The sequence below is a fragment of the Desulfovibrio desulfuricans genome (assembly GCF_004801255.1).
GTDB classification, from domain to species: domain Bacteria; phylum Desulfobacterota; class Desulfovibrionia; order Desulfovibrionales; family Desulfovibrionaceae; genus Desulfovibrio; species Desulfovibrio desulfuricans_C.
This window is the reverse complement of record NZ_CP036295.1, coordinates 2,701,906-2,722,593: the sequence shown is the minus strand read 5'-3', so window position 1 is coordinate 2,722,593 and position 20,688 is coordinate 2,701,906. Positions and strand designations below refer to the sequence as shown.

At 61.3% G+C, this 20,688-nt stretch carries 17 protein-coding genes; 12 read left to right on the top strand and 5 right to left on the bottom strand.

Annotation, left to right across the window (positions count from 1 at the left end; genetic code table 11):
* Positions 1-120: 120 nt before the first annotated feature.
* The 11 genes from DDIC_RS11420 (at position 121) to ldhH (ending at position 15,017) form a co-directional block, all read left to right on the top strand.
* Positions 121-594, top strand: coding sequence for a tRNA (cytidine(34)-2'-O)-methyltransferase (locus DDIC_RS11420; RefSeq protein WP_136400554.1), 474 nt, complete (start codon positions 121-123; stop codon positions 592-594).
* Positions 591-1,712, top strand: a complete 1,122-nt coding sequence (locus DDIC_RS11415) for a CobD/CbiB family cobalamin biosynthesis protein (RefSeq protein ID WP_247647469.1) — start codon at positions 591-593, stop codon at positions 1,710-1,712. Before DDIC_RS11420 ends, DDIC_RS11415 begins: the two co-directional genes overlap by 4 nt.
* Before the next feature lie 9 nt (positions 1,713-1,721).
* Positions 1,722-2,453, top strand: coding sequence for a sulfite exporter TauE/SafE family protein (locus DDIC_RS11410; protein ID WP_247647468.1), 732 nt, complete (start codon positions 1,722-1,724; stop codon positions 2,451-2,453).
* Between the two features lie 68 nt (positions 2,454-2,521).
* Positions 2,522-5,680, top strand: a complete 3,159-nt coding sequence (locus DDIC_RS11405) for an efflux RND transporter permease subunit (RefSeq protein WP_136400552.1) — start codon at positions 2,522-2,524, stop codon at positions 5,678-5,680.
* A 17-nt stretch (positions 5,681-5,697) separates the two neighbouring features.
* A complete protein-coding gene (locus tag DDIC_RS11400) occupies positions 5,698-6,492 on the top strand; it encodes a YkgJ family cysteine cluster protein (RefSeq protein WP_136400551.1) in 795 nt (264 codons plus the stop codon).
* Between the two features lie 159 nt (positions 6,493-6,651).
* Positions 6,652-7,866 (top strand): bifunctional 3,4-dihydroxy-2-butanone-4-phosphate synthase/GTP cyclohydrolase II, encoded by a 1,215-nt coding sequence (locus DDIC_RS11395; RefSeq protein ID WP_136400550.1) that lies wholly within the window; start codon positions 6,652-6,654, stop codon positions 7,864-7,866.
* A gap of 161 nt (positions 7,867-8,027) precedes the next feature.
* A complete protein-coding gene (locus tag DDIC_RS11390) occupies positions 8,028-8,582 on the top strand; it encodes a cytochrome b/b6 domain-containing protein (RefSeq protein ID WP_136400549.1) in 555 nt (184 codons plus the stop codon).
* A 624-nt stretch (positions 8,583-9,206) separates the two neighbouring features.
* Positions 9,207-10,592 carry an FAD-binding oxidoreductase gene (locus DDIC_RS11385; protein WP_136400548.1) on the top strand — a complete coding sequence of 462 codons (1,386 nt, stop codon included), beginning with the start codon at positions 9,207-9,209 and terminating at the stop codon, positions 10,590-10,592.
* 113 nt (positions 10,593-10,705) lie between these two features.
* On the top strand, positions 10,706-12,001 hold the full coding sequence (locus tag DDIC_RS11380; RefSeq protein WP_136400547.1) for a heterodisulfide reductase-related iron-sulfur binding cluster: 1,296 nt from the start codon (positions 10,706-10,708) through the stop codon (positions 11,999-12,001).
* Positions 12,002-12,236: 235 nt separating this feature from the next.
* Positions 12,237-12,863, top strand: a complete 627-nt coding sequence (locus DDIC_RS11375; RefSeq protein ID WP_136400546.1) for a LutC/YkgG family protein — start codon at positions 12,237-12,239, stop codon at positions 12,861-12,863.
* A gap of 3 nt (positions 12,864-12,866) precedes the next feature.
* Complete coding sequence (ldhH, locus tag DDIC_RS11370) at positions 12,867-15,017, top strand: L-lactate dehydrogenase (quinone) large subunit LdhH (RefSeq protein ID WP_136400545.1); 2,151 nt, start codon at positions 12,867-12,869, stop codon at positions 15,015-15,017.
* A gap of 211 nt (positions 15,018-15,228) precedes the next feature.
* Here the strand turns inward: ldhH and DDIC_RS11365 are convergent, their stop codons facing one another.
* From DDIC_RS11365 to DDIC_RS11355, 3 genes are all read right to left on the bottom strand, one after another.
* Positions 15,229-15,633 (bottom strand): hypothetical protein, encoded by a 405-nt coding sequence (locus DDIC_RS11365; protein WP_136400544.1) that lies wholly within the window; start codon positions 15,631-15,633, stop codon positions 15,229-15,231.
* 148 nt (positions 15,634-15,781) lie between these two features.
* On the bottom strand, positions 15,782-16,348 hold the full coding sequence (locus DDIC_RS11360) for a hypothetical protein (RefSeq protein ID WP_136400543.1): 567 nt from the start codon (positions 16,346-16,348) through the stop codon (positions 15,782-15,784).
* A 129-nt stretch (positions 16,349-16,477) separates the two neighbouring features.
* Positions 16,478-17,602: an alpha/beta hydrolase family protein gene (locus DDIC_RS11355; protein WP_136400542.1), complete on the bottom strand. Its 1,125-nt coding sequence runs from the start codon at positions 17,600-17,602 to the stop codon at positions 16,478-16,480.
* An 81-nt stretch (positions 17,603-17,683) separates the two neighbouring features.
* On the opposite strand from DDIC_RS11355, the gene DDIC_RS11350 reads away from it, so the two are divergent.
* The gene (locus DDIC_RS11350; protein ID WP_136400541.1) at positions 17,684-18,325 is read left to right on the top strand and encodes a DedA family protein; all 642 of its coding nucleotides are present in this window, start codon (positions 17,684-17,686) and stop codon (positions 18,323-18,325) included.
* Positions 18,326-18,329: 4 nt separating this feature from the next.
* On the opposite strand, the gene DDIC_RS11345 is transcribed toward DDIC_RS11350, so the two are convergent.
* Both DDIC_RS11345 and DDIC_RS11340 read right to left on the bottom strand, forming a co-directional pair.
* Positions 18,330-19,805, bottom strand: coding sequence for an ATP-binding cassette domain-containing protein (locus tag DDIC_RS11345; RefSeq protein WP_136400540.1), 1,476 nt, complete (start codon positions 19,803-19,805; stop codon positions 18,330-18,332).
* Positions 19,806-19,839: 34 nt separating this feature from the next.
* Positions 19,840-20,667: a histidinol-phosphatase gene (locus DDIC_RS11340; protein WP_136400539.1), complete on the bottom strand. Its 828-nt coding sequence runs from the start codon at positions 20,665-20,667 to the stop codon at positions 19,840-19,842.
* Between the last annotated feature and the right edge of the window lie 21 nt (positions 20,668-20,688).

The window sequence follows — 20,688 nt, the reverse complement described above, 5'->3', positions numbered from 1 at the left end:
GCTGGAGAAAATTCATCTCCGGCCAGGTCTGTTCCGAAGAAGCTTCAGGCATAAGGAACAACTCCGGCCAGCCAGCAACCGCAAACCAAACATTGTTACTGTCATTCAAATATATCCACCATGCAGATAGTTCTTTTTGAGCCGGAAATTCCGCCCAATACGGGCAATATCGCCCGTCTGTGCGCCGCTGCGGACACCACGCTGAACCTCATTGAACCTCTGGGCTTCAAGCTTGAGGACCGCTACCTCAAGCGGGCCGGGCTGGATTACTGGCCCAACGTGCGGCTGCGCGTCTGGCCCGACTGGGCCGCGTTTGAGGCGCAGGGGAGGCAAGGCGCGCGCCTTGTGCTCACGTCGGCCAAAAAAGGGCAGGTGAGTGCTCCGGCGCATCAGTTTGCCTTTGAGGCGGACGACTGCCTGGTCTTTGGGCCGGAAACGCGGGGCCTGCCGCAGGAAATTCTGGCGCTCTCGCCGTACCGCATCCGTATTCCCATGCGGGAAGGCCGCGTGCGCAGCCTGAACCTCTCCACCTCTGCGGGTATTGTGCTGTATCTGGCTTTGGCCCGCACCGGCCTCATGGAGGATTGGGCGTGAGCCTCGCGCAGCTGTTCCCCTACTCCGTATGGGAATGCTGGTGGCTTGCCCCCGTGGCGCTGATTTTTGACCTGTGGCTGGGCGACCCCGACCTGCCTTGGCGTCACCCCGTCTGCGCGGTGGGCAACCTGCTGGATGCGTTGGAAGCGCCAGCGCGGCGCTTTATGCTGGCTGGCGGGCCAGAGGCCGAGCGCGCGCGCGGGCGTTTGGCCGGGGCCGCAACGCTGGCCGTGCTGGCGGCGCTGACCGGTTTGGCGGTATGGGCGCTGGTTTCGCTGCCGGTGTTTGGCTGGCTGCTGGCCCTGTACCTTGCATGGGCGGGACTGGCCATGGGCAGTTTGCTGCGCACCGGGCGCGAAGTGCTGCGGCGGGTGGAGAATTATGACGAGCCCGAGGCGCGGTCGGCGCTCTCGTGGCTGGTCAGCCGCGATACCTCAAGCATGGACCGCCCCCTCATGCGCAAAACCCTGGCGGACACGCTGTCTGAAAATCTTACGGATGCCTTTATGGCGCCGTTTTTCTGGCTGCTGGTGGGCGGTCCGGTGGCCTTGTGGTGTTACAAGGCCGTGAGCACCACGGATTCCATGTGGGGCTATGTGACCGACAAATGGCGCTGGCTGGGCTGGGCAGGGGCACGCTGCGACGATGCGCTGGCCTTCATCCCCGCCCGGTTGTCCGCCTGCGCGGCATGGCTTGCCGACAGATGCGCCGCCGCCCTCGCACGCTTGTGCGGCGGGCGTGAAGGCCCCGGCTGGTTTGCCCGTGCGGGCCGCCTGAGCCGCTGGTCTGGCCGCTGGTCTGGCCATTGGTCTGGCCATTGGTCTGGCCGCTGGCCTGGCCTTGGGGTGGTTGCCCGGCAGGCTGCGGGCATGCCCAGCCCCAATTCCGGCTGGTCCATGGCGGCTTGCGCGTGGCTGTGCGGCGCACGCATGGGCGGGCCTTCCGTATATTTTGGCACGCTCACGCCCAAGCCCTGGCTGGGGCCGGAGCCGAGCGAGGCCGCGCCCTGGGACCACGCGCGCCTGCTGGCGCTTTGCGAACTCTTGCGCTATAGCGCCCTGTGTGGGGGGCTTGCAGTCTGGCTGTGCGCCATCGTGGCCGGTACTTCATATCGTTGAGGATTGCATGTGTTGATCGTGCTGAGCGTTACGGGCCTGCTGGTGGGCCTGCTGGTGGGCCTCACGGGCGTGGGCGGTATTTTGATTCCCCCCGCGCTCATCCTGCTGAGCGGGCTTGAGCCGCACGAAGCCATGGGCACTGCCCTGGCCTCGTTTTTGCCTCTCGGTCTGGCTGGCACCTATATGTACCGCCGCCTGGGCCATGTGGAGTGGTCAAAGGCCATGCCCTACATGCTGGGCGGCCTTGCGGCCCTGCCGGGGGCCATGATCAACGCGCGCATCAACGCGAGCCCTCTGGTGGTTTTGCTGGCCAGCATAATACTGTTTGCGGGTTTGTGCGTTTTTCGTCCGCCCAGGGCCGGGGGCAGCGTCTTTTGGCAGGGCAGGGCGGGCTTTTTCTGCATTGGCGCGGCCACGGCCTTTCTGGCCGGTATGACAGGGGCGGGCGGCCCGGTGCTCTCCATCCCCTGGATGATCGCTGCGGGGGTTGCCCCCATGACGGCTGTTGGCCTTGCCATGCCGTATCAGGTGGTTACAGCCCTGTTTGGTACGGTGGGCAACATACAGAGCGGGTATGTGGATTTTGTTTTGCTGCCCGCGCTGTGCATCTTTGAAACTGCGGGTTTTGCTTTTGGCGTGGCCCTGGCCCGGCGTACGCCCACGGTCTTGCTGCGAAATTTGATCGGCGGCGTATGCTGCCTGCTGGGATTGCTGTTGCTGGTTCGTGAACTGTCGGGCTGAGTCTGCGTGTTCAGCCCCTCCTGCTGCAAGGAAACCGTGCCGTTTTGCGCACCCTCAGGGGGAGCCGCATGAATATAGCCTCGCTTTTTATCCGCCGACCTGTGGCCACGGTGCTGATCATGTTGGGCATGCTGTTTTTTGGCCTTGCGGGGTACCGCAACCTGCCGGTAAACCAGCTGCCCACGGTGGACTTTCCTACCATTCAGGTACAGGCGGAGCTGGCCGGGGCCGACCCGGAGACCATGGCTTCGTCTGTGGCCACGCCGCTGGAAAAGGAATTTTTTACCATTGCGGGTATTGATTCCATCTCATCGGTCAGCTCCACTGGGCGCACGCGCATTACCATCCAGTTTGCCCTTGACCGCAACATCGATGCGGCGGCTCTGGACGTGCAGTCGGCCATAGGGCTTGCCCAGCGCCGCTTGCCCTCCAACATGACCGTGCCGCCGAGCTTCCGCAAGGTTAACCCGGCAGACCTGCCCATCCTGCAGCTGCGTGTTTCGTCTGAAACGCTGCCGCTTTACGTGCTCAACGAATACGCGGATACCCTCATAGGCCAGCGGCTTTCCATGGTGGACGGCGTGGCCCAGGTGGTCATTTACGGGCAAAAGCAGTACGCCGTGCGCGTGCAGCTGAACCCCGACGAGCTGGCCACCCGAGGCCTCGGCATTGATGAAGTGGCCGATGCCGTGGCCTCCGCCAACAGCATGTTGCCCACGGGCTCGCTGGAGGGGGCGCAGCGTGCCGATTCCATCAAGTCTTCGGGCCAGCTCATGAACGCCAGGGCCTTTCGCGACGCAGTGGTAGCCTACCGCAACGGCGCGCCTGTGCGCCTGCGCGATCTGGGCGATGTGGTGGACAGCTTCAAGCAGGACAAGCAGCTGACCTGGAGCAACGGAGGCGCTCCCAGCATTATGCTGGCCGTGGAGCGCCAGCCGGGCACCAATACGGTGCAGGTGGTGGATTCCATCCGTGCGCTGCTGCCAGCGCTGGAAAAACAGCTGCCGCCTTCGGCCAGGGTCGAGGTTTTTTACGACCGATCCGAATCCATCCGCGACTCCGTGTCGGACGTCAAATTTACCCTGGTGCTCACGGTTTTTCTGGTGGTGCTGGTCATTTTTATCTTTTTGCGCAACATGCCCGCCACCATCATACCCAGTCTGGCGCTGCCCATGTCGGTTATTTCGACATTCGCCATCATGTCGGTGCTGGGCTACAGCCTGGACAACCTTTCGCTCATGGCCCTGACCCTGGCCGTGGGCTTTGTGGTCGACGACGCCATCGTCATGCTTGAAAATATCGTGCGCCACCAGGAGATGGGCAAGGACCCGCAGACGGCGGCCTTTGACGGCTCGGCGGAGATCGGCTTTACCATTGTCTCCATGACGCTGTCGCTGGCGGCAGTGTTCATCCCCGTACTGTTCATGGGCGGCATTGTGGGGCGGCTGTTCCGGGAATTTGCCGTGGTGATCATCTCGGCCATTCTAAGCTCGGGCGTGGTTTCACTCACGCTCACCCCCATGCTCTGCGCCTATTTTCTCAAGGCCCAGCCGCACAACATGGCCGGGCACAAACCCGCCATGGGCGGGCTGTATGGAACGCTTGAGCGATGTTTTGACAAACTGGCCGATCTGTACGCCCGCTCGCTCGACGTGGTGCTGCTCCACCGGCGTATTACGCTGATGGCCTCGTTTGTGCTGCTGGGGCTGACGGTGTGGCTGGGCATGCTCATTCCCAAGGGCTTTTTGCCCACGGAAGACATGGGCCTGCTGCAGGCCAGCACCGAGGCCGAGCAGGGCGTGTCGTTTGAAGGCATGGTGCGCGCGCAGCACAGCCTTGACCCCATGCTGGAATCGTCAACCCATGTGGCGGCATACAACTCCATTGTGGGCATCGTGGGCGGCAGCCAGAGCATGAACAACGGCATTCTGCTCATGCGGCTGGCCGGGCACGACAAACGCCCCGGCATCGAGGCCGTGGCCCAAAAGCTGCGCAAGGACCTCAATACGTCGCCGTCCATGCGGGTTTTTGTGCGCGTGCCGCCCACTATCAGCATAGGCGGCCGCTCATCCAAGGCCCTGTACCAGTACACGCTGTTTGGCCCGGATATGGGATCGCTCTTTGAAAGCGCGCAACATATCGAAGACTCCCTGCGCAAGCTGCCCGAACTGCAGGACGTCAACAGCGACCTGCAGCTCAAAAACCCCGAGCTGCGCGTGACCATCGACCGCAACCGCGCCGCCGCCCTTGGGGTTACCCCGCAGCAGATCGAGCTGGCCCTGCAGTCGGCCTACGGCTCGCGCGAGGTTTCGACCATCTATGCGCCCACGGACGACTATTCGGTATTTGTGGAGCTGCAAAAGCCGTTTCAAAAAGACCGCTCGGCCCTGTCGCGCCTCTATGTGCGCTCCAAGTCCGGCGACCTTGTGCCGCTGGATACTCTTGCCCAGCTTTCGACCGGCGTGGGCCCCATTGCGGTCAACCACAACGGGCAGTTTCCTTCCGTGACCATTTCGTACAACCTGCGGCCCGGCGTATCGCTGAGTCAGGGCGTGGGCGCGGTGGAGGCGGCGGCGCGACCGCTGCTGCCCGATACGGTTAGCGCCGAATCGCAGGGCACGGCCCAGGCCTTCCAGAGTTCGCTCAAGGGCATGGGCTGGCTGCTGATGCTGGCCATTGTGGTTATCTATCTTGTGCTGGGCATACTGTACGAAAGTTTTATCCACCCCTTCACCATTCTTTCGGGTCTGCCGTCGGCGGGCTTCGGCGCGCTGGCCACATTGTGGCTGTTTGGGCTGGAGCTTGATCTGTACGGATTTGTGGGCATCATCATGCTGCTGGGCATAGTAAAAAAGAACGCTATCATGATGCTCGACTTTGCCCTGGAAGCGCAACGGCGCGATCCTTCGCTCGACCCGCTGGCAGCCATCACGCGGGGCTGTCATGTGCGGTTTCGCCCCATCATGATGACCACGGTGGCCGCCCTCATGGGGGCGCTGCCCATTGCCGTGGGCGTGGGCGCGGGCGCGGACGCCCGCCGCGCACTGGGCCTGGCCGTGGTGGGCGGGCTGTGCTTTTCGCAGCTGGTGACGCTCTACATCACCCCTGTGTACTATTATTATATGGAAAAACTCTCCCGTCGTCTGGGACGCCTCTGGGGCAAGCGTTTCAAGCAAAAAGGGCAGGAGAGTCCGAACAATGGGCAAGCCCCCTCCACCCAGCACTGAACCGTTTTGGAGGCCGCATGAGCATGCAGCAACAGCCTTTTTTGTCCACACCCGCCGCTCATGGCGAAGAGCCGTCGTGCCGGCGTTGCGGCACGTGCTGCCTGCTGGGAGGCCCCACGCTGATGGTCGGCGATGCGGCGCTGCTTGTCGGCGGCACGCTGACCCTTGAGTCGCTGGTGTGCCTGCGGGCGGGCGAATGGGCGCGCGACGATTCGCGCAAGGCCCTGCGCCCCCTCGAAGGCGAGCGCATTAAGGTCGCGGGGCTTGGCGGCAGGGTGCACCCCTGGCGCTGTCGTTATTACCGCGAGGGCGTGGGCTGCGGCATTTACGAGCACCGCCCGGCCCAGTGCGAGGCGCTTTTTTGCATGGATACGGGACCGCTGGAGGCTCTGCTGGCTAGCGGGCGGCATCTTGGCCGGTTTGCGGCCCTCAATGCCCTGCGCGGCGGGATCCCGGGCTTTGCGGGCGTAAGTGCGGCTGTTTTGGCCCTGTTGCCCGACCTTGTAAGCGCCCATGAAGAACAGGTCTCTGTGCTGGAGGTGCTGCAGCTGGCAGACCGGCTGGGGTTTTATCCTCAACAGGGGCACGGCCTTGCCGTCGAGCGTAGCCCCGGCCACGAAAATCCGCTTGAAGGCAGCGAGCGCGAGCAGGCCGTGGCCGAACTGGGCGAAGCCGCCCGCACCGACGCCGCCTTTCGCGAGCTTTGCGTGGAACGCGCGGGCGTGCCGGCCGCCATGCTTCCCTTTTTATTTGGCCGATCCGTCAGGGAGCTGCTGGCCGAGGTCGGGCTTAAACCCGCCGTTGACGGCTAGACGCCGGTTGGCGGCGGCAGCCCCGCTGCGGATCTGACCGGCAGTCTGGGGTGAGGCCTGCGGGGTATTTGAGGCCTGCGGTTGACAGATCCCCCCTGCGTACCTAATTTTGATGAAAGAAAAAATTCACGCCCCCCGTTGGGCAATGAAGGAAGCGACATGCCACTGTGCAGCATAGAAGAAGCCATTGCCGACATCCGGCAGGGCAAGATGATTATTCTGGTTGACGACGAAGGCCGCGAGAACGAAGGCGACCTTACCATGGCCGCCGAACACGTGACCCCGGAAGCCATCAACTTTATGGCCAAATTTGGCAGAGGCCTCATCTGCCTGCCCATGGCTCCTGAAATTATTGACCGGCTGCAGCTGCCCCTGATGACCCAGCGCAACGGTTCGCGTTTTGGAACCAACTTCACCATTTCCATCGAGGCGCGCGAGGGCGTGACCACGGGCATCTCCGCAGCTGACCGCGCCACGACCATTCAGGCTGCCGTGGCAGACAACGTGCGCCCTGACGACATTGTGACCCCCGGTCATATCTTTCCGCTACGGGCCAAGGTTGGCGGCGTGCTTTCGCGCGCCGGGCAAACCGAAGGCGGCGTTGACCTGTCGCGTCTTGCCGGGCTCAAACCGGCATCGGTCATCTGCGAGATCATGCGCGACGACGGCACCATGGCCCGTATGCCCGATCTCGAAATTTTTGCTCAGGAACACGGCCTCAAGATTGCGGCGGTCAAGGACCTCATCCGCTACCGGCTCGACCGGGGTCAGGTCTCGGTGCGCCGCGTGGCCCAGGCCCATCTGCCCACGCGTTTTGGCGACTTTAGCGTTATCGCCTACGAGAGCGAAAACGAACCCGGCACGCATCTGGCGCTCATAAAGGGCGACCTCTCCCCGCACGAACCGGTGCTTACCCGCATCCATAGCGAATGCCTCACGGGCGACGCGCTTGGTTCGTTGCGCTGCGACTGCGGCGGCCAGCTGGGAGCGGCCCTGCGCCAGATCGAAAAAGAAGGCCGAGGAGCGCTGCTGTACATGCGGCAGGAAGGCCGCGGCATCGGCCTGGCCAACAAAATCAAGGCCTACGCGCTGCAGGATCAGGGCTACGATACCGTGGAAGCCAACCGCAAGCTGGGCTTCCCGCCCGATTTGCGCGACTACGGCACCGGCGCGCAGATGCTGGTTGACCTGGGCATCCACAAAATCCGCCTGCTCACCAACAACCCCAAAAAAATCGTGGGCCTCTCCGGCTACGGCATTGAGATTGTGGAACGGGTACCCATTGAAATGGAATCGTGCCCGGAAAACGAAAATTACCTGCGAACCAAAAAAGAAAAAATGGCACATATGCTTTCTTGTTCGTGCCATCACTAGATATGCTGCGCCGCCCTTAGGGGCGGCGCTTGTTTTTTTGCGGATGTACCGCCACAGTTTTTTTGACGCAGAGCAACCGGCGCACTGGCAAAATCGGCTGCGGCAGCGGCTGGCTGTACAACCGTCAGCACTGGCGGGGCGGAAAAAACAAGGAGGCCTTTATGGGCGTGGACGCAATGCCTAAATCCCAGCTTGGTCTGTTGTGGCGCTTTCTTGGTTTTTTCCAGCCGCCGTTGTTGCGTGTTTTGCACGCGGTCGTGGTGTGCATGGTGCTGCTGCAGGTGCTGACCCAGCTGCTGGGGCTGGGCACGATGCACATGGTTTTTGGCCTTGCGCTCTGCGTGCTGGGTTTTGGGCTGATTGCCTGCGGGCTTGGCATGCGGGGGCCGCGTCATTATTTCCCCTATCTGTGGGGCGACATGGCGCAGCTCGCCAAGGATGCGGCCGCCATTCGCAGCGGCAAGCTCATCATCGCGCCCCGCCCCAAGGGGCTGGCCTGCGTAGTGCAGGGCCTCGGCATGGGGGCGTTGAGCCTGTCGCTTCTTACCGGGTTGTGGTGGTTCAGATCTTGGCAGCTGGGTAACCCGTCGCATCTGGCGGCAACGCTGCACGGCCTTTTTGTGTGGCTGCTTCTGGCCTACGCCGTGGGGCACGGCGGCATGGCCATGGGGCACTTTTTCTTTTGGAAAAAATCCACCCAGCAAAAAGCCCAGTAAGGCCAAGCTGCTTGCCGCAGCCGCACCGAGCAGGCGGCGACATTGGCGGCTTTCCATCCGCTCTGTTGCCCCGCCCGGCATTTGCTCCAGAGCTTGCTGGGCGGGACAGGCGGCTGGCCAACCGGTCCGCACCGATCCCGGTCTGGCCGCTTACGGGGGTGGCCAGCGCGCACAGCCAACAATCCGCTCTGTTTAGCAACTCTGCAAAACCCGTATTGCTGAGAATATTTGTTTATTAAGGCGGCATCGGCTACACTTTTTTCAGGTGTTTTTATCGGCTACGGGTTGAGCCTCTCTGCTGCGTCCTTTGTCTTCTCTCTTTCTTTGGTTGTCTTAACTCACTAAAACAATTCAGATTGCCTTGATGTTTTTGGTTTGTTTGCGGCAATGATCAGCCGCAGCGCGTTGTATGGGTTTGAGAAGGTCAGACTGTGATACCAAAGTTTTTTGGCCGGTGCCCTTTGCAAACTTGTCAAACAACGCTATAGGTCTTCATTCTCGTAAAAATGTTGACCGGCTGTTCAAACAGCCTTATGGGAATCAAACCTATCAGGCCCGCGCAAGGGGCGCGCGGTCTGTGCCATACCGTAAAGACGTTGATGACGGACTTTTTAAGGAGGCCTTATGGCAAGCCAGGCGTTGATTAAGGATTTTGAAGACATGATCGGTAAGGAAAACGTATTTAGTTCCGAAGCCGACCGCATGAGCTACTCGTATGATTCTGCGGTGCTGCCCGCAGTCATGCCTTCGTTGGTGGTGCGTCCCACTACCAAGGAACAGCTCGGCCAGTGTGTAAAAAAACTGTACGACAACGGCATTCCCATGACCGTGCGCGGCGCGGGAACCAACCTCTCCGGCGGCACCATCCCCGACAAGTCTGAAACCGTGGTCATCCTGACCACCGGCCTCAACCGCATCATCGAAATCAATTCCGACGACTTGTACGCGGTGGTGGAGCCGGGCGTCATCACTGCCGAATTTGCCACTACCGTGGCCAAGAAAAACCTGTTCTACCCCCCCGATCCGGGTTCTCAGGCTGTGTCGACCCTCGCGGGCAACATTGCTGAAAACGCCGGAGGCCTGCGCGGTCTCAAGTACGGCGTTACCAAGGACTACCTCATGGGCATCGAATTTTTCGACGCCACGGGCGAAGTGGTCAAATCCGGTTCGCGCACGGTCAAGTGCGTTACCGGCTACAACCTTGCCGGCATGATGGTGCAGTCTGAAGGTACGCTGGGCGTCATTTCCGAAGCCATCCTCAAGCTTGTGCCGCCGCCAAAGGCCTCCAAGGCCCTGATGGCCGTGTTCGCCGATGTGCAGAACGCAGCCGACGCCGTGGCGGGCATCATTGCCGCCCACGTTGTGCCCTGTACCCTTGAATTTCTCGACAACAACACCATCGTGCGCGTCGACGACTTCACCAAGACGGGTCTGCCGCGTGATGCTGGCGCCATCCTGCTTATCGAAGTGGACGGCCACCCCGCCCAGGTCGCGGACGATGCCGAAGCCGTTGAAAGAGTGCTGAAGGCCAATAAAGCCACCGCCGTGCACGTGCCCAAGGACGCCGAAGAAAAGTTCAAGCTTTGGGAAGCCCGCCGCATGGCTCTGCCCGTGCTGGCCCGCGCCCGTCCCACCACCGTGCTTGAAGACGCCACTGTGCCGCGTTCGCAGATTCCTGCCATGGTCAAAGCCGTCAACGACATCGCCGCCAAGTACCGCCTCGAAGTGGGCACCTTTGGCCACGCTGGCGACGGCAACCTGCACCCCACCTTCCTGTGCGACAAGCGCGACGTTGAAGAATTCAAGCGCGTGGAAGAAGCCATCGACGAAATGTTCGATATGGCCATCAAGCTGAAGGGCACGCTTTCTGGCGAGCACGGCATCGGAACCGCCAAGTCCAAGTGGATGGAAAAAGAAACCTCGCGCGGCACCATTCTTTTCTCGCAGCGGTTGCGCCGGGCTCTTGATCCCAAGGGGTTGCTCAATTCCACCAAGCTGGTGGGCATCTAGGCGCTGCCTGGGACTTGTAGGGACAAGGGGTAACCCACGTTTCTTTCGGCGGCGGGGCGCAGGCCCTGCATCGCCGAGCAAGAGCAAAAATTCAACCGCTCCAGGAGCGTTTCATGAGTACTATGCACGAACTGGCCCAGAGACTGATGGCTCTGGACGACAGGATCACTGCCTGCATGAAATGCGGCATGTGCCAGGCCGTGTGCCCCATGTTCGGCGCCACCGGTATGGAAGCCGACGTGGCTCGCGGCAAGCTGGCCCTTATTGATAATCTGGCCCATGAAATGATCAAGGATCCCGCTGCGGTGGCTGAAAAACTGGGCCGCTGCCTTTTGTGCGGTTCCTGCCAGGCCGCCTGCCCTCCGGGCGTCCAGATTATGGACGTTTTCATGGAAGCCCGCGAAATCGTAAACGAGTTTATTGGCCTGCACCCGGTCAAGAAGATGATTTTCCGTTCTCTTCTGACCAAGCCCGGCCTGTTTAACTTTGCCATGCGTGTTGGCGCGCCCATGCAGGGCCTTATTTTTGGCTCGAGCAACGACGCGCAGGGTACCGTGTGCGCCCCGCTGCTCAACTTTATGCTGGGCGACCGCCACATTCACCCCCTGGCAAAAAAGCCGCTGCACGCCCGTTATGGCGCGCTTGACGAGCCCCGCCGCGCTGGCGGGCTCAAGGTGGCGTTCTTCCCCGGCTGCGTGGGCGACAAGATGTACATCGAAATGGCCGAGGCCTGTCTGAAGGTGCTGCGTTATCACAACGTGGCCGTGTTCATGCCCAAAAACCTCACCTGCTGCGGTATCCCGGCCCTTTCGTCCGGCGACGCCAAGGGCATGGTGGAGCAGATGCGCGTGAACGTCGAAGCCCTCAAAAACGGCGACTTTGACTACATCCTGAGCCCCTGCGGTTCCTGCACCTCCACGCTCAAGGAACTGTGGCCCCGCTATGCGCACCGCCTCGGCTCTGTTGAAAAGCGCAAGGTCGAAGAAATTGCGGCCAAGGCCATGGACATCAACGCCTTTTTGGTGGATGTGCTCAATGTGAAGCCTGCGGCTCAACCCCAGGACAATGCGGTCAGCGTGACCTATCACGACTCTTGCCATCTCAAAAAATCGCTGGGCGTGGTCAGCCAGCCCCGCGCGATCATTGCGGCCAACCCCGCCTACAAGGTGACAGAAATGGCCGAGGCCGACCGTTGCTGCGGCTGCGGTGGCTCGTTCAACCTCTTCCACTATGACTACTCGCGCAAAATCGGCCAGCGCAAGCGCAACAACGTGGTGGCCTCCGGCGCCAAGATTGTGGCCGCTGGTTGCCCCGCGTGCATGATGCAGCTTGAGGATGTGCTTTCGCACAATCACGATTCCGTGCGCGTCAAGCACACCATTGAGTTGTACGCCGAAAGCCTGAAGTAACATTGGAACGTCGGCGGGGATCTGTGGGCTCCCCGCCGACGCTTCTCGCCCGACGGCCTGCTTTGCCCAAAGGCTGAAGCGGAACCGGGGGCGTGTCTGGAAGTCCTGACGCTGTGCGCCGTTGGCGGTATACGCAGCGAGTCGTCCGTGGTTGGATATGGCCAGCGGCAAGTTCGTTTTTTACGGCGATGCTGCATGGTGAGCGAACCAGGCGTTTTTGAAAAAGGAGTTATTTATGACACAGCAGGAATTGGTAGAAGCCTTTTCCGCCAAGGCTGCGGCAGTTAACGCCGTGGTCCAGGAAGTGCCCAGCATGGCAGCCGCCTTGCAATATATTGTGGATGTGTGCGCCAACAAGGCGCCTGCCGAACTTCTGGCTGACGAGCCCGGCACCGAGCAGGGCCCGCTTGGCCCCAACAAGGTTCCTACGCGCGTCAAGCGTGTGGTCGCCGCGCCGCAGATGAGCGAGGCCGATTACGCCACGCTGGCCGCCGCCTGCGAAGAAAAGGGTTTTCTGTGCATCCGTGAAGGGCTGCGCAACTATCTTGCCGGTATCGATGTGGGTGTTTCCACTGCGGAACTGGGCATTGCCGCCAGCGGAACCTGTATGCTCAATACCGACAGCGAAGATGTGCGCCTTACGGGCATGATCTCCGAGGTGTCCGTTTTGATGCTGCGCAAATCCACTATTTACCCCGATCTGCCTGCAATGGCCCAGTTGCTGCGCGAGCGCATGAACGCGGGCTCCGCCACCTACACCACCCTGGTGACCGGCCCCAGCCGTACAGCCGATATCGAGCGGGTGGCGGCCGTGGGCGTGCATGGGCCGCTGGAACTGCATATCATTTTGTTGGAGGACTAACCCATGCATGACGCGCTCAAGAGCTCATCGGGCTATCATAAGGAACTGGACGAGGCCCTCAACGACGAATTTTTGCGCCGCACCCTTGATACCTTTGCCGTGGCCTACCGCGCCAACCGCGAAGCCGTGTTCAAGGAAGTGGACGAAAAAGCCCTGATCAAGCAGATTGCCGACGCAAAGGACTATGCCTGTCAGCACATGGAAGAACTGTACGCGCAGTTCAAGACCGAGGCCGAAAAGCGCGGCGTGCACGTGCACCGTGCCGCCACCGCTGCCGAAGCCAACGACATCATCGTTCGCATTGCCAAGGAAAACAAAGTCAAAAAGGTGGTCAAGTCCAAGTCCATGACCGCCGAAGAAATCGGGCTGAACACCGCCCTTGAAGGCAACGGCCTGATTGTGGACGAAACCGACCTTGGCGAATGGATCATCCAGTTGCGCCACGAAGGTCCTTCGCACATGGTTATGCCCGCCATCCACCTGTCGCGTTATCAGGTGGCCGACGACTTTACCAAGGCCACCGGCGTCAAGCAGGACTCGGACATCCAGCGCCTGGTCAAGGTGGCCCGCGTGCAGCTGCGCCGCAAGTTTATCGCCGCCGACATGGGCGTGAGCGGCTGCAACTTTGCCGTGGCCGAAAACGGCGCAATCTCTACCGTCACCAACGAAGGCAACGCCCGCATGGTCACCACCCTGCCGCGCGTGCATGTGGCCATTGCCGGTCTGGACAAGCTGGTGACCAAGCTGGACGACGCCCTGGTGGCCCTGCAGGTGCTGCCCCGCAACGCCACCGCCCAGCGCCTGACCTCTTACGTTACCTGGATGTGCGGCGCCGGTCCCTGCGCCGCCAGCGCCGATAACAAAAAAGTGCTGCACGTGGTCTTTCTGGACAATGGCCGCACCGAAATCGCCAAGGATCCCCTGTTCTCGCAGGTGTTCCGCTGCGTGCGCTGCGGCGCTTGCGCCAACGTCTGCCCCGTGTACCGCCTCGTGGGCGGCCACAAGATGGGCTACATCTACATTGGCGCCATTGGTCTGATCCTCACGTACTTCTTCCACGGCAAGGACCGTGCGCGCATCCTCAGCCAGAACTGCATGGGCTGCGAATCGTGCGCCAACGTCTGCGCTGGCGGCATTGACCTGCCGCGTCTTATCCGCGAAGTGCGCTCGCGCCTCAACGCGGAGCAGGGCGCGCCCGTTGAGGCCAATCTGCTTTCGGCCGTGATGAAGAACCGCAAGCTTTTTCACAAACTGCTCAAGTTCGCCAGTTTTGCCCAGAAGCCCTTTACGCGTGGGGCGCAGTTCCAGCGCCACCTGCCTGCGGTGTTCCTTGGCAAGCACAACTTCAAGGCTCTGCCCGCCATCGCCAACAAGTCCTTCCGCGATCGTTGGCCCGATCTGGCCCCCAAGGTGCAGAACCCCACCCTGCGCGTGGCCCTTTTCAGCGGTTGCGCCCAGGACTTCATCTATCCCGAAGAGCTGGAAGCCTGCGTGAAGATTCTGGCCGCCAAAAACGTGGCCGTTGACTTCCCCATGGAGCAGTCCTGCTGCGGCCTGCCGCTTGAAATGATGGGGCAGCGCAAAACATCGGTGGATGTGGCCAAGCAGAACATTGCGGCCTTCCGCGGCGGCAACTACGACTACATCATCACCCTGTGCGCCAGCTGCGCCGGTCACCTCAAGCACCACTATCCTGAAATCCTGGACAGTGATTTTTCGACTGTGGAAGCTCAGGCCTTTGCAGCCAAGATCATCGACTTCAGTTCCTTTGTGCACGACGTGCTGGGCCTCAAGCCCGAGGACTTCAACAAGTCCGCGCAAAAGGTCACTTACCATGCTTCGTGCCACCTGTGCCGCGGCCTGGGCGTGAAAAAAGCCCCGCGTGAACTTATCGGCGACGCCGCCGAATACGTGCCCTGCGAGGAAGAAGAAGTGTGCTGCGGTTTTGGCGGCAGCTACTCTGTGAAGTTCCCCGAAATCTCGGCCCAGCTGCTGGACAAGAAGATCGCCAACATGAAGGCCACCGGCGCCGACCGCCTGGTGGTCGACTGCCCCGGCTGCGTCATGCAGATACGTGGCGGCGCTGAAAAACAGGGGCTCAAGATCAAGGTTGACCACATCGCCGAACTTCTGGCCGAAAACCTCAAGAAATAATCAGACTGCCTGACAGAATACAGAAAGGGCGGGGCATGCTTGGCATGTCCCGCCCTTTGCGTGTGCCGCGCTGTCTGCCTTCAAGGCTTGCACAACCTGGCAGCCTGTCGGCCAAGCGCCGGAAGGGGGCAACCTCCGGCGTCGCACTGTTGGCGTGCCCATGCGGGCACGCGGTCAGCGGTTCGCAGTCCGCTATTGTTCGATGCTATTGCTAGTGGTGCCTGCTGGTCTCGGGCAGGTGCTTCCAGTACCATTGGCTCACGACCGTCTCATCGCAGGCCGTCCACTCGCCGCAGGTTTCAAAATATTCAAGCACGCTTTGTTCTTTAGCGCTGAGGCGCAGACCGGGGGCGACCATTTGCCGCATGCGGATAAAAATTACCAGACATTCAAACAGGCTGAACAGATCATCCTCGCTGATGGCATCCTGCTGCGAGCAATGGGTAAACTCCTGATAAAAGGGATTGTTGTCGTCAATGAGGGTATCGTAGTCAGCACTGTATTCCCTGATGGACATAAGGCCGGAGCGGAATACTTTTTCGAGCGGCCAATTGTGCTGCTGCACTGCTTTCGCACACACGCGCTGGAGATCGTCCAGATGGTCAGAAATAGGCATGGCTTGGCTCCTGAGACAAATTGTTCAACTGAAAGATAGCTTATCTTCTATAAACATTCAAATCAAGAGGCTACATAAAAAAAGCCCGCTCTGGTGCAGGGCGGGCTCAGACGTGTCGAAAGGCGGGGCAGGCGGCGCGGCCGTTGTTTTAACGCTGGTTGCGGCGGGGTTGCAGATACTGGGGCTGTAAAAGCAAACGGTACTGCTTGACTGTGGAAAGGCGCTGCGGCGCGGTCACCTCGCCCTCGATGGACAAGGCTTTGTCAGAGAGGCCAAAGGGCTGCAGCTGCCCGGGGGGCACATCCATTTGCGACAGGCCTTCGCCGCTGACGTTGAACACCGGCAGGCTGCTGGCTGAGGATCCAGCCATCAGAACAGCCGTGGCGTTGGCGGAAGGGGTCCCCGCCTTGCCCGCAGAGGACCTCTGCGTGGTGCCGTTGAGCAGGCTGGGCATGGAAACCTCGGCCCGGCGCAAAACGTCAATAAAATCGTTGCCGGTGCGGCCCACAAAGGTCACCAGCGAAGAGCCGTCGCCATACACCAGCAGGCTGACAGGCATGGTGCCGCCATGTATGCCAAAATAGGCCGAACGAGCGCCGGCGGGCATGACTACCCAGCCTTGCTGTTCGGTGGTTCCCTGGGTGTCAGTGCCAAAGGCGGCCGCAGGGGCCAGGGCGGCAAGCAGTAAACAGAACAAATAAATTGTGTTCCGCATAGTATCCTGTTCCGGATATGGAAGAATCGGCGCTAGGGAGTAAATCTACCGCCATGGCAAACCCTTTAGTGAGCAGCGCGGAAATTGTCAAGGCTGCTGAAAAGCGGCTCGTAACATGCCTTTGCACGCCTAGCCGGGACGGCGCTTTTTGGGTTTTGGGCCAGGCTGCGCGGCAGGCTCCGGAGCAGGTTTGGGCGGCTGCGGGGTCAGGTCGGGCGGGGCCGGAATCTGTGGCAGATTCTGGGCATTGCCGAGGTAGTGCAGAAAAAAGTCGCCCAGAGCTTCAGTCATGCGTTTATGTATGGCAGTGCGCGTTTCGGACGACACCGAGCGGCACAGTTCGGGCAGCTCAAGCGCCAACGATTCCGGGCAGGGGGCCATAAGCGAGCCTGTGTCGGCCTGCGGCAGGGTGAGCCAGCGGGGCTTTTTGTCCATGAGCTCGTATATGCGCCGGGCGTGCAGGGCCGGGGAGTTGAGCGCGTCGTTGGGCGCGGCCATGAGCAGCAGGGGCGGATAAAACCAGTGGAACGACTGGCGCGAAAACAGCATGCCGAAGCCGGGGGCGACAGCGGCAACAGCGCGTATGCGGGGGTCAGCCAGGCTATGGGTAAGCGGCAGGTTTTTGCACAGCGCTTCCATGCGTTCGCGCGCCCATGTATTGCAGTACATGTCGTTGGGCGTGGTGCGGGTGCAATAGCTTGCCCAGCCCTCGCAGTCGGGCAGCGCGCCTCCAAGCAGCAGCGCAGCGGCCCCGCCTACGCCAAAGCCCACCACGCCAATGCGCGAGGCGTCGACGCTGGGCTCCACCTCCGGGTCGTGCAGCAGCAGGTCAATGCTGCCAGAGAGCTCCTGGGCGCGGTTTTCAAGCTGCTGCCAGGTCAGCAGGTTGTCCATATTGTCCATGTTGTCGCCGGGGTGGTTGGGCGCAGCCACGACAAAACCCAGCGAAGCCAGCCATGTGGCCGTGTCATGGTACGAAAAACGCGTGCCTGCGGTGTCGTGCGAGAGCAGCAACAGAGGAAAACGCCCGTCCACCGCCTTGCCTGCGCGGGAGGCGGAAATCTCCCACGGGGCGTAGTTGAGATCACGCGGGGGGCGTGATGAAGGATACCATACATTTACATCCAGCCGCAGGCCGGTTTCGGGCGACCATTGACCAAGCGTGCGAAAACCCACCATGTAGGTGTCGGCGGCGTTGGCCGCAGGAGTAAACAGCAGCAGGGCAAAGAGGGCTATGGTGGTGATTACGCGCATGGCTGTGTTGTGCCACAAGCTGCCTTGGGGTACAAGAGCGCACAGGGGCGCATGCGCACCCGCCGAGGGAGATACGTTTTTATGGAATTTTTGAGCAGCTTTGTGAGTTTTGTGCTGCACATTGATGTGCATCTGTTTGAACTGGCCAACCAGTATGGTTTGTGGCTGTACGGCATACTGTTTGTTGTTGTTTTTTGCGAGACAGGGCTTGTGGTGACGCCCTTTTTGCCGGGCGATTCCCTGCTGTTTGCCTCTGGCGTGGTGGCGGGGGCCGGGCTGATGGGCTATGGCGAAATCATGGGCGTGCTGCTGGCTGCGGGCGTGATGGGCGACGCGGTCAACTATATGATCGGTCGTCATGTGGGCCCGGCCATATTTTCGCGCGAGAACCGGTTTATAAAAAAAGACCATTTGCTCAAGGCGCACCGGTTTTACGAACGGCATGGGGGCAAGGCCATTGTGCTTGCCCGCTTTGTGCCCATTGTGCGCACCTTTGCCCCTTTTGTGGCCGGTATAGCCCTTATGCACCCGCCCACGTTTTTTTTGTTCAACATCACGGGGTGCGTCCTGTGGGTGGGCGGTCTTGTTTCCGCCGGCTATTTTCTTGGCAATCTTGAATGGGCCCGGCAGAATTTCAGCCTGATCGTTTACGGCATCATCGCCATTTCCGTGCTGCCGGTGCTTGTCGAAGTGGCGCGCTCCCGCATGGGCCGCAAGGGTTAGCCCCCTACAGCACCACGCGCAGCCTGCCGCCTTCCATATGCGCCTCCCTGTTTATGCACAGGGGGGCGTCTTCATTATGGTGCGAAATAAAGACCATCTGGATGCCCTGCGCGGCGAGCTGGTCGAGCAGGTGCAGGTACTGGGCGCGGCTGGCCGCATCAAGGCCGGAGCACGGTTCGTCCAGCAGCAGGATGTCCGGCCCACCCACCAGCGCCCGCGCCAGAAAGAGACGCCGCAGCTGCCCGGTGGACAGGTGGCGGATGGACTGCCGCTCGATCTGCGCGAGCCGCTCAGGGGATTCTTCTGGAAACATAAGGGCCATGCAGTTTTTGGCCTCGGCCCGTTCGGCCTCGGAAAAACGCCGGTACACGCCGATGCTGTTGTCAAACCCTGTACAGATCATGTCGAGCGCGTTGAGCTCATAGCCGTAAAGCGCCTGCGAAAGGTCAGAAACCAGGCGCACGCCCTTGCGCACGTCCTCAAGCGTATCCACCTGCCCGCCCTGGCTGGGCAGCCAGCGTTCAAGCGTGCCGCCGGCGGCCGCAAATTCATCCCCCGCCAGCAGACGCAGCAAGGTGGATTTGCCGGAGCCGTTGGCCCCGGTTATGCGCCAGTTTTCGCCCTGGTGCATGCACCAGCTGATGTCGTGCAGCACTGCCTGCCGGTCGATAAATACAGTGACGTTGTCCAGGTCGAGCATGGCGTGCTTGCCGTGGGCGGCCAGCCCGCCGGATGCGGGCGTTACGGCGCTCCGCATCGGGGCGGCCTCTGCCGCGTCCCCCGCGGGCGGGGCGGCAAACAGGCGGCCATTGCGCACATAACGGCGTCCCGCGCACCAGTCGGGAATATTGGCGGCGCGGTGAGCTGTCATCACCACCGTGCAGCGATTGGCGTATTCGCCCAGCGTTTCAAAAAAAATCTGCCGGTAACGCTCGTCCAGACCTTCGTCGCATTCGTCCAGCAACAGCAGGGTCGGGGCGCGCAGCAGGGCGCGGCCAAGCAGCAGCAGGCGCAGCTGCCCCTGCGAAAACGTGGGCACCGTGCGTTCAAGCAGCCCCTCGGCATCCAGCTGCGCGGCCATGGCCTCCACCGCCTGCCGTCGGTAAACCGTGCTGTCGGCATACACCAGGGGGGTGTCTTCAAAGCCGGTGAGCAGAAGGTCGCGGCCCGTGAGATCCCAGGCCTGCCGCTGATAGTTTTCTTGCTGCGCGGGCGACACCAGGGCGGTCATGGCTCGGCCAGCCAGGGGGGAGTCTTCCGCGCCGTCGGGGCCGTGCCACAGTATGCGGCCCTGGGCGGGCCACAGCTCGCCGCGCATGAGGCGCAGCAGGGTTGACTTGCCGGAACCGTTGGGGCCAAGCAGCGCGCAGTGCTCGCCGCGCCGCACCTGCCAGCCGATGTTGTGCAGCACAAGCTTCTGGCTGGAATCGCCGGGTAAAAAAAGACTTACATCGTCGATGGAGACTATAATTTCGGACATAAAAAAATCCGTACTGTCAAAGGCGGACGCCGTGTTACAGGGGCAGCACCAGGCGCTGGCCCCGGTCAAAAATGGTATATTCGGCAAAACCAAAGGCGCGGGCGTAGGAGGCCAGCCGGGCAAAGCCGTAGCCCACGTCTTCGGTGGCGTGAGCGTCGGAGGCAAAGCTGACGGGCAGATCCAGCTGCCGGGCCATAACCATGATGGGCGGCGCAGGGTAAATTTCGCGGCAGAGCTTGCGGATGCCGGCGGAGGAAATTTCCATGCCCATGCCCATGCGTTTAAGGGCCGCCAGCCCCCGCCCCACCAGGGCCTGACCTTGCGGTTTAGCCAGCCAGATGTGGAACTGTTCGACCGAAAAGATTTTTATGAGGTCGGGATGCGCGGCAATGTTGAAGAGGCCGGACAGGATCATGCGTTCCCATGCTTCAAAATAGGCCTGGTACTGTCTTTCGCATTCTTCCTGCGAAAAGGCCTTCCATGGTTCAGCGCCGTCGTCAAAGCCCCACTTGCCGATAAAGTGCACGCTGCCGAGCAGGTAGTCAAAGTCGTAGGCGGCGCAGGATGCGCGGGTAAAGTCCTCCTGCCCTTCAAGCCAGTCCATCTCCATGCCGAAAAGAACGCGGCAGGGCCCGTTGGCGTTGGCCGCGCGCAGGCCGCAGACCTCGTGCACGTAGTCGGGCAGGTGTCTGGTGAGCTGCTCGCGGTATTCGTGGGTGTAGTCAAAGCCCACGGGGCGGGGCGAGTGCTCGGTAAAGCCCATGTACTCAAGCCCCCTGGCCTGAGCTGCCGCGTGCATTTCGGCCGGTGTGTTGCCGCCGTGCGAGTACTTGGTGTGCGTGTGCAAGTCTGCGAGAATCATGAGAGTTTTCCTGAATATGCC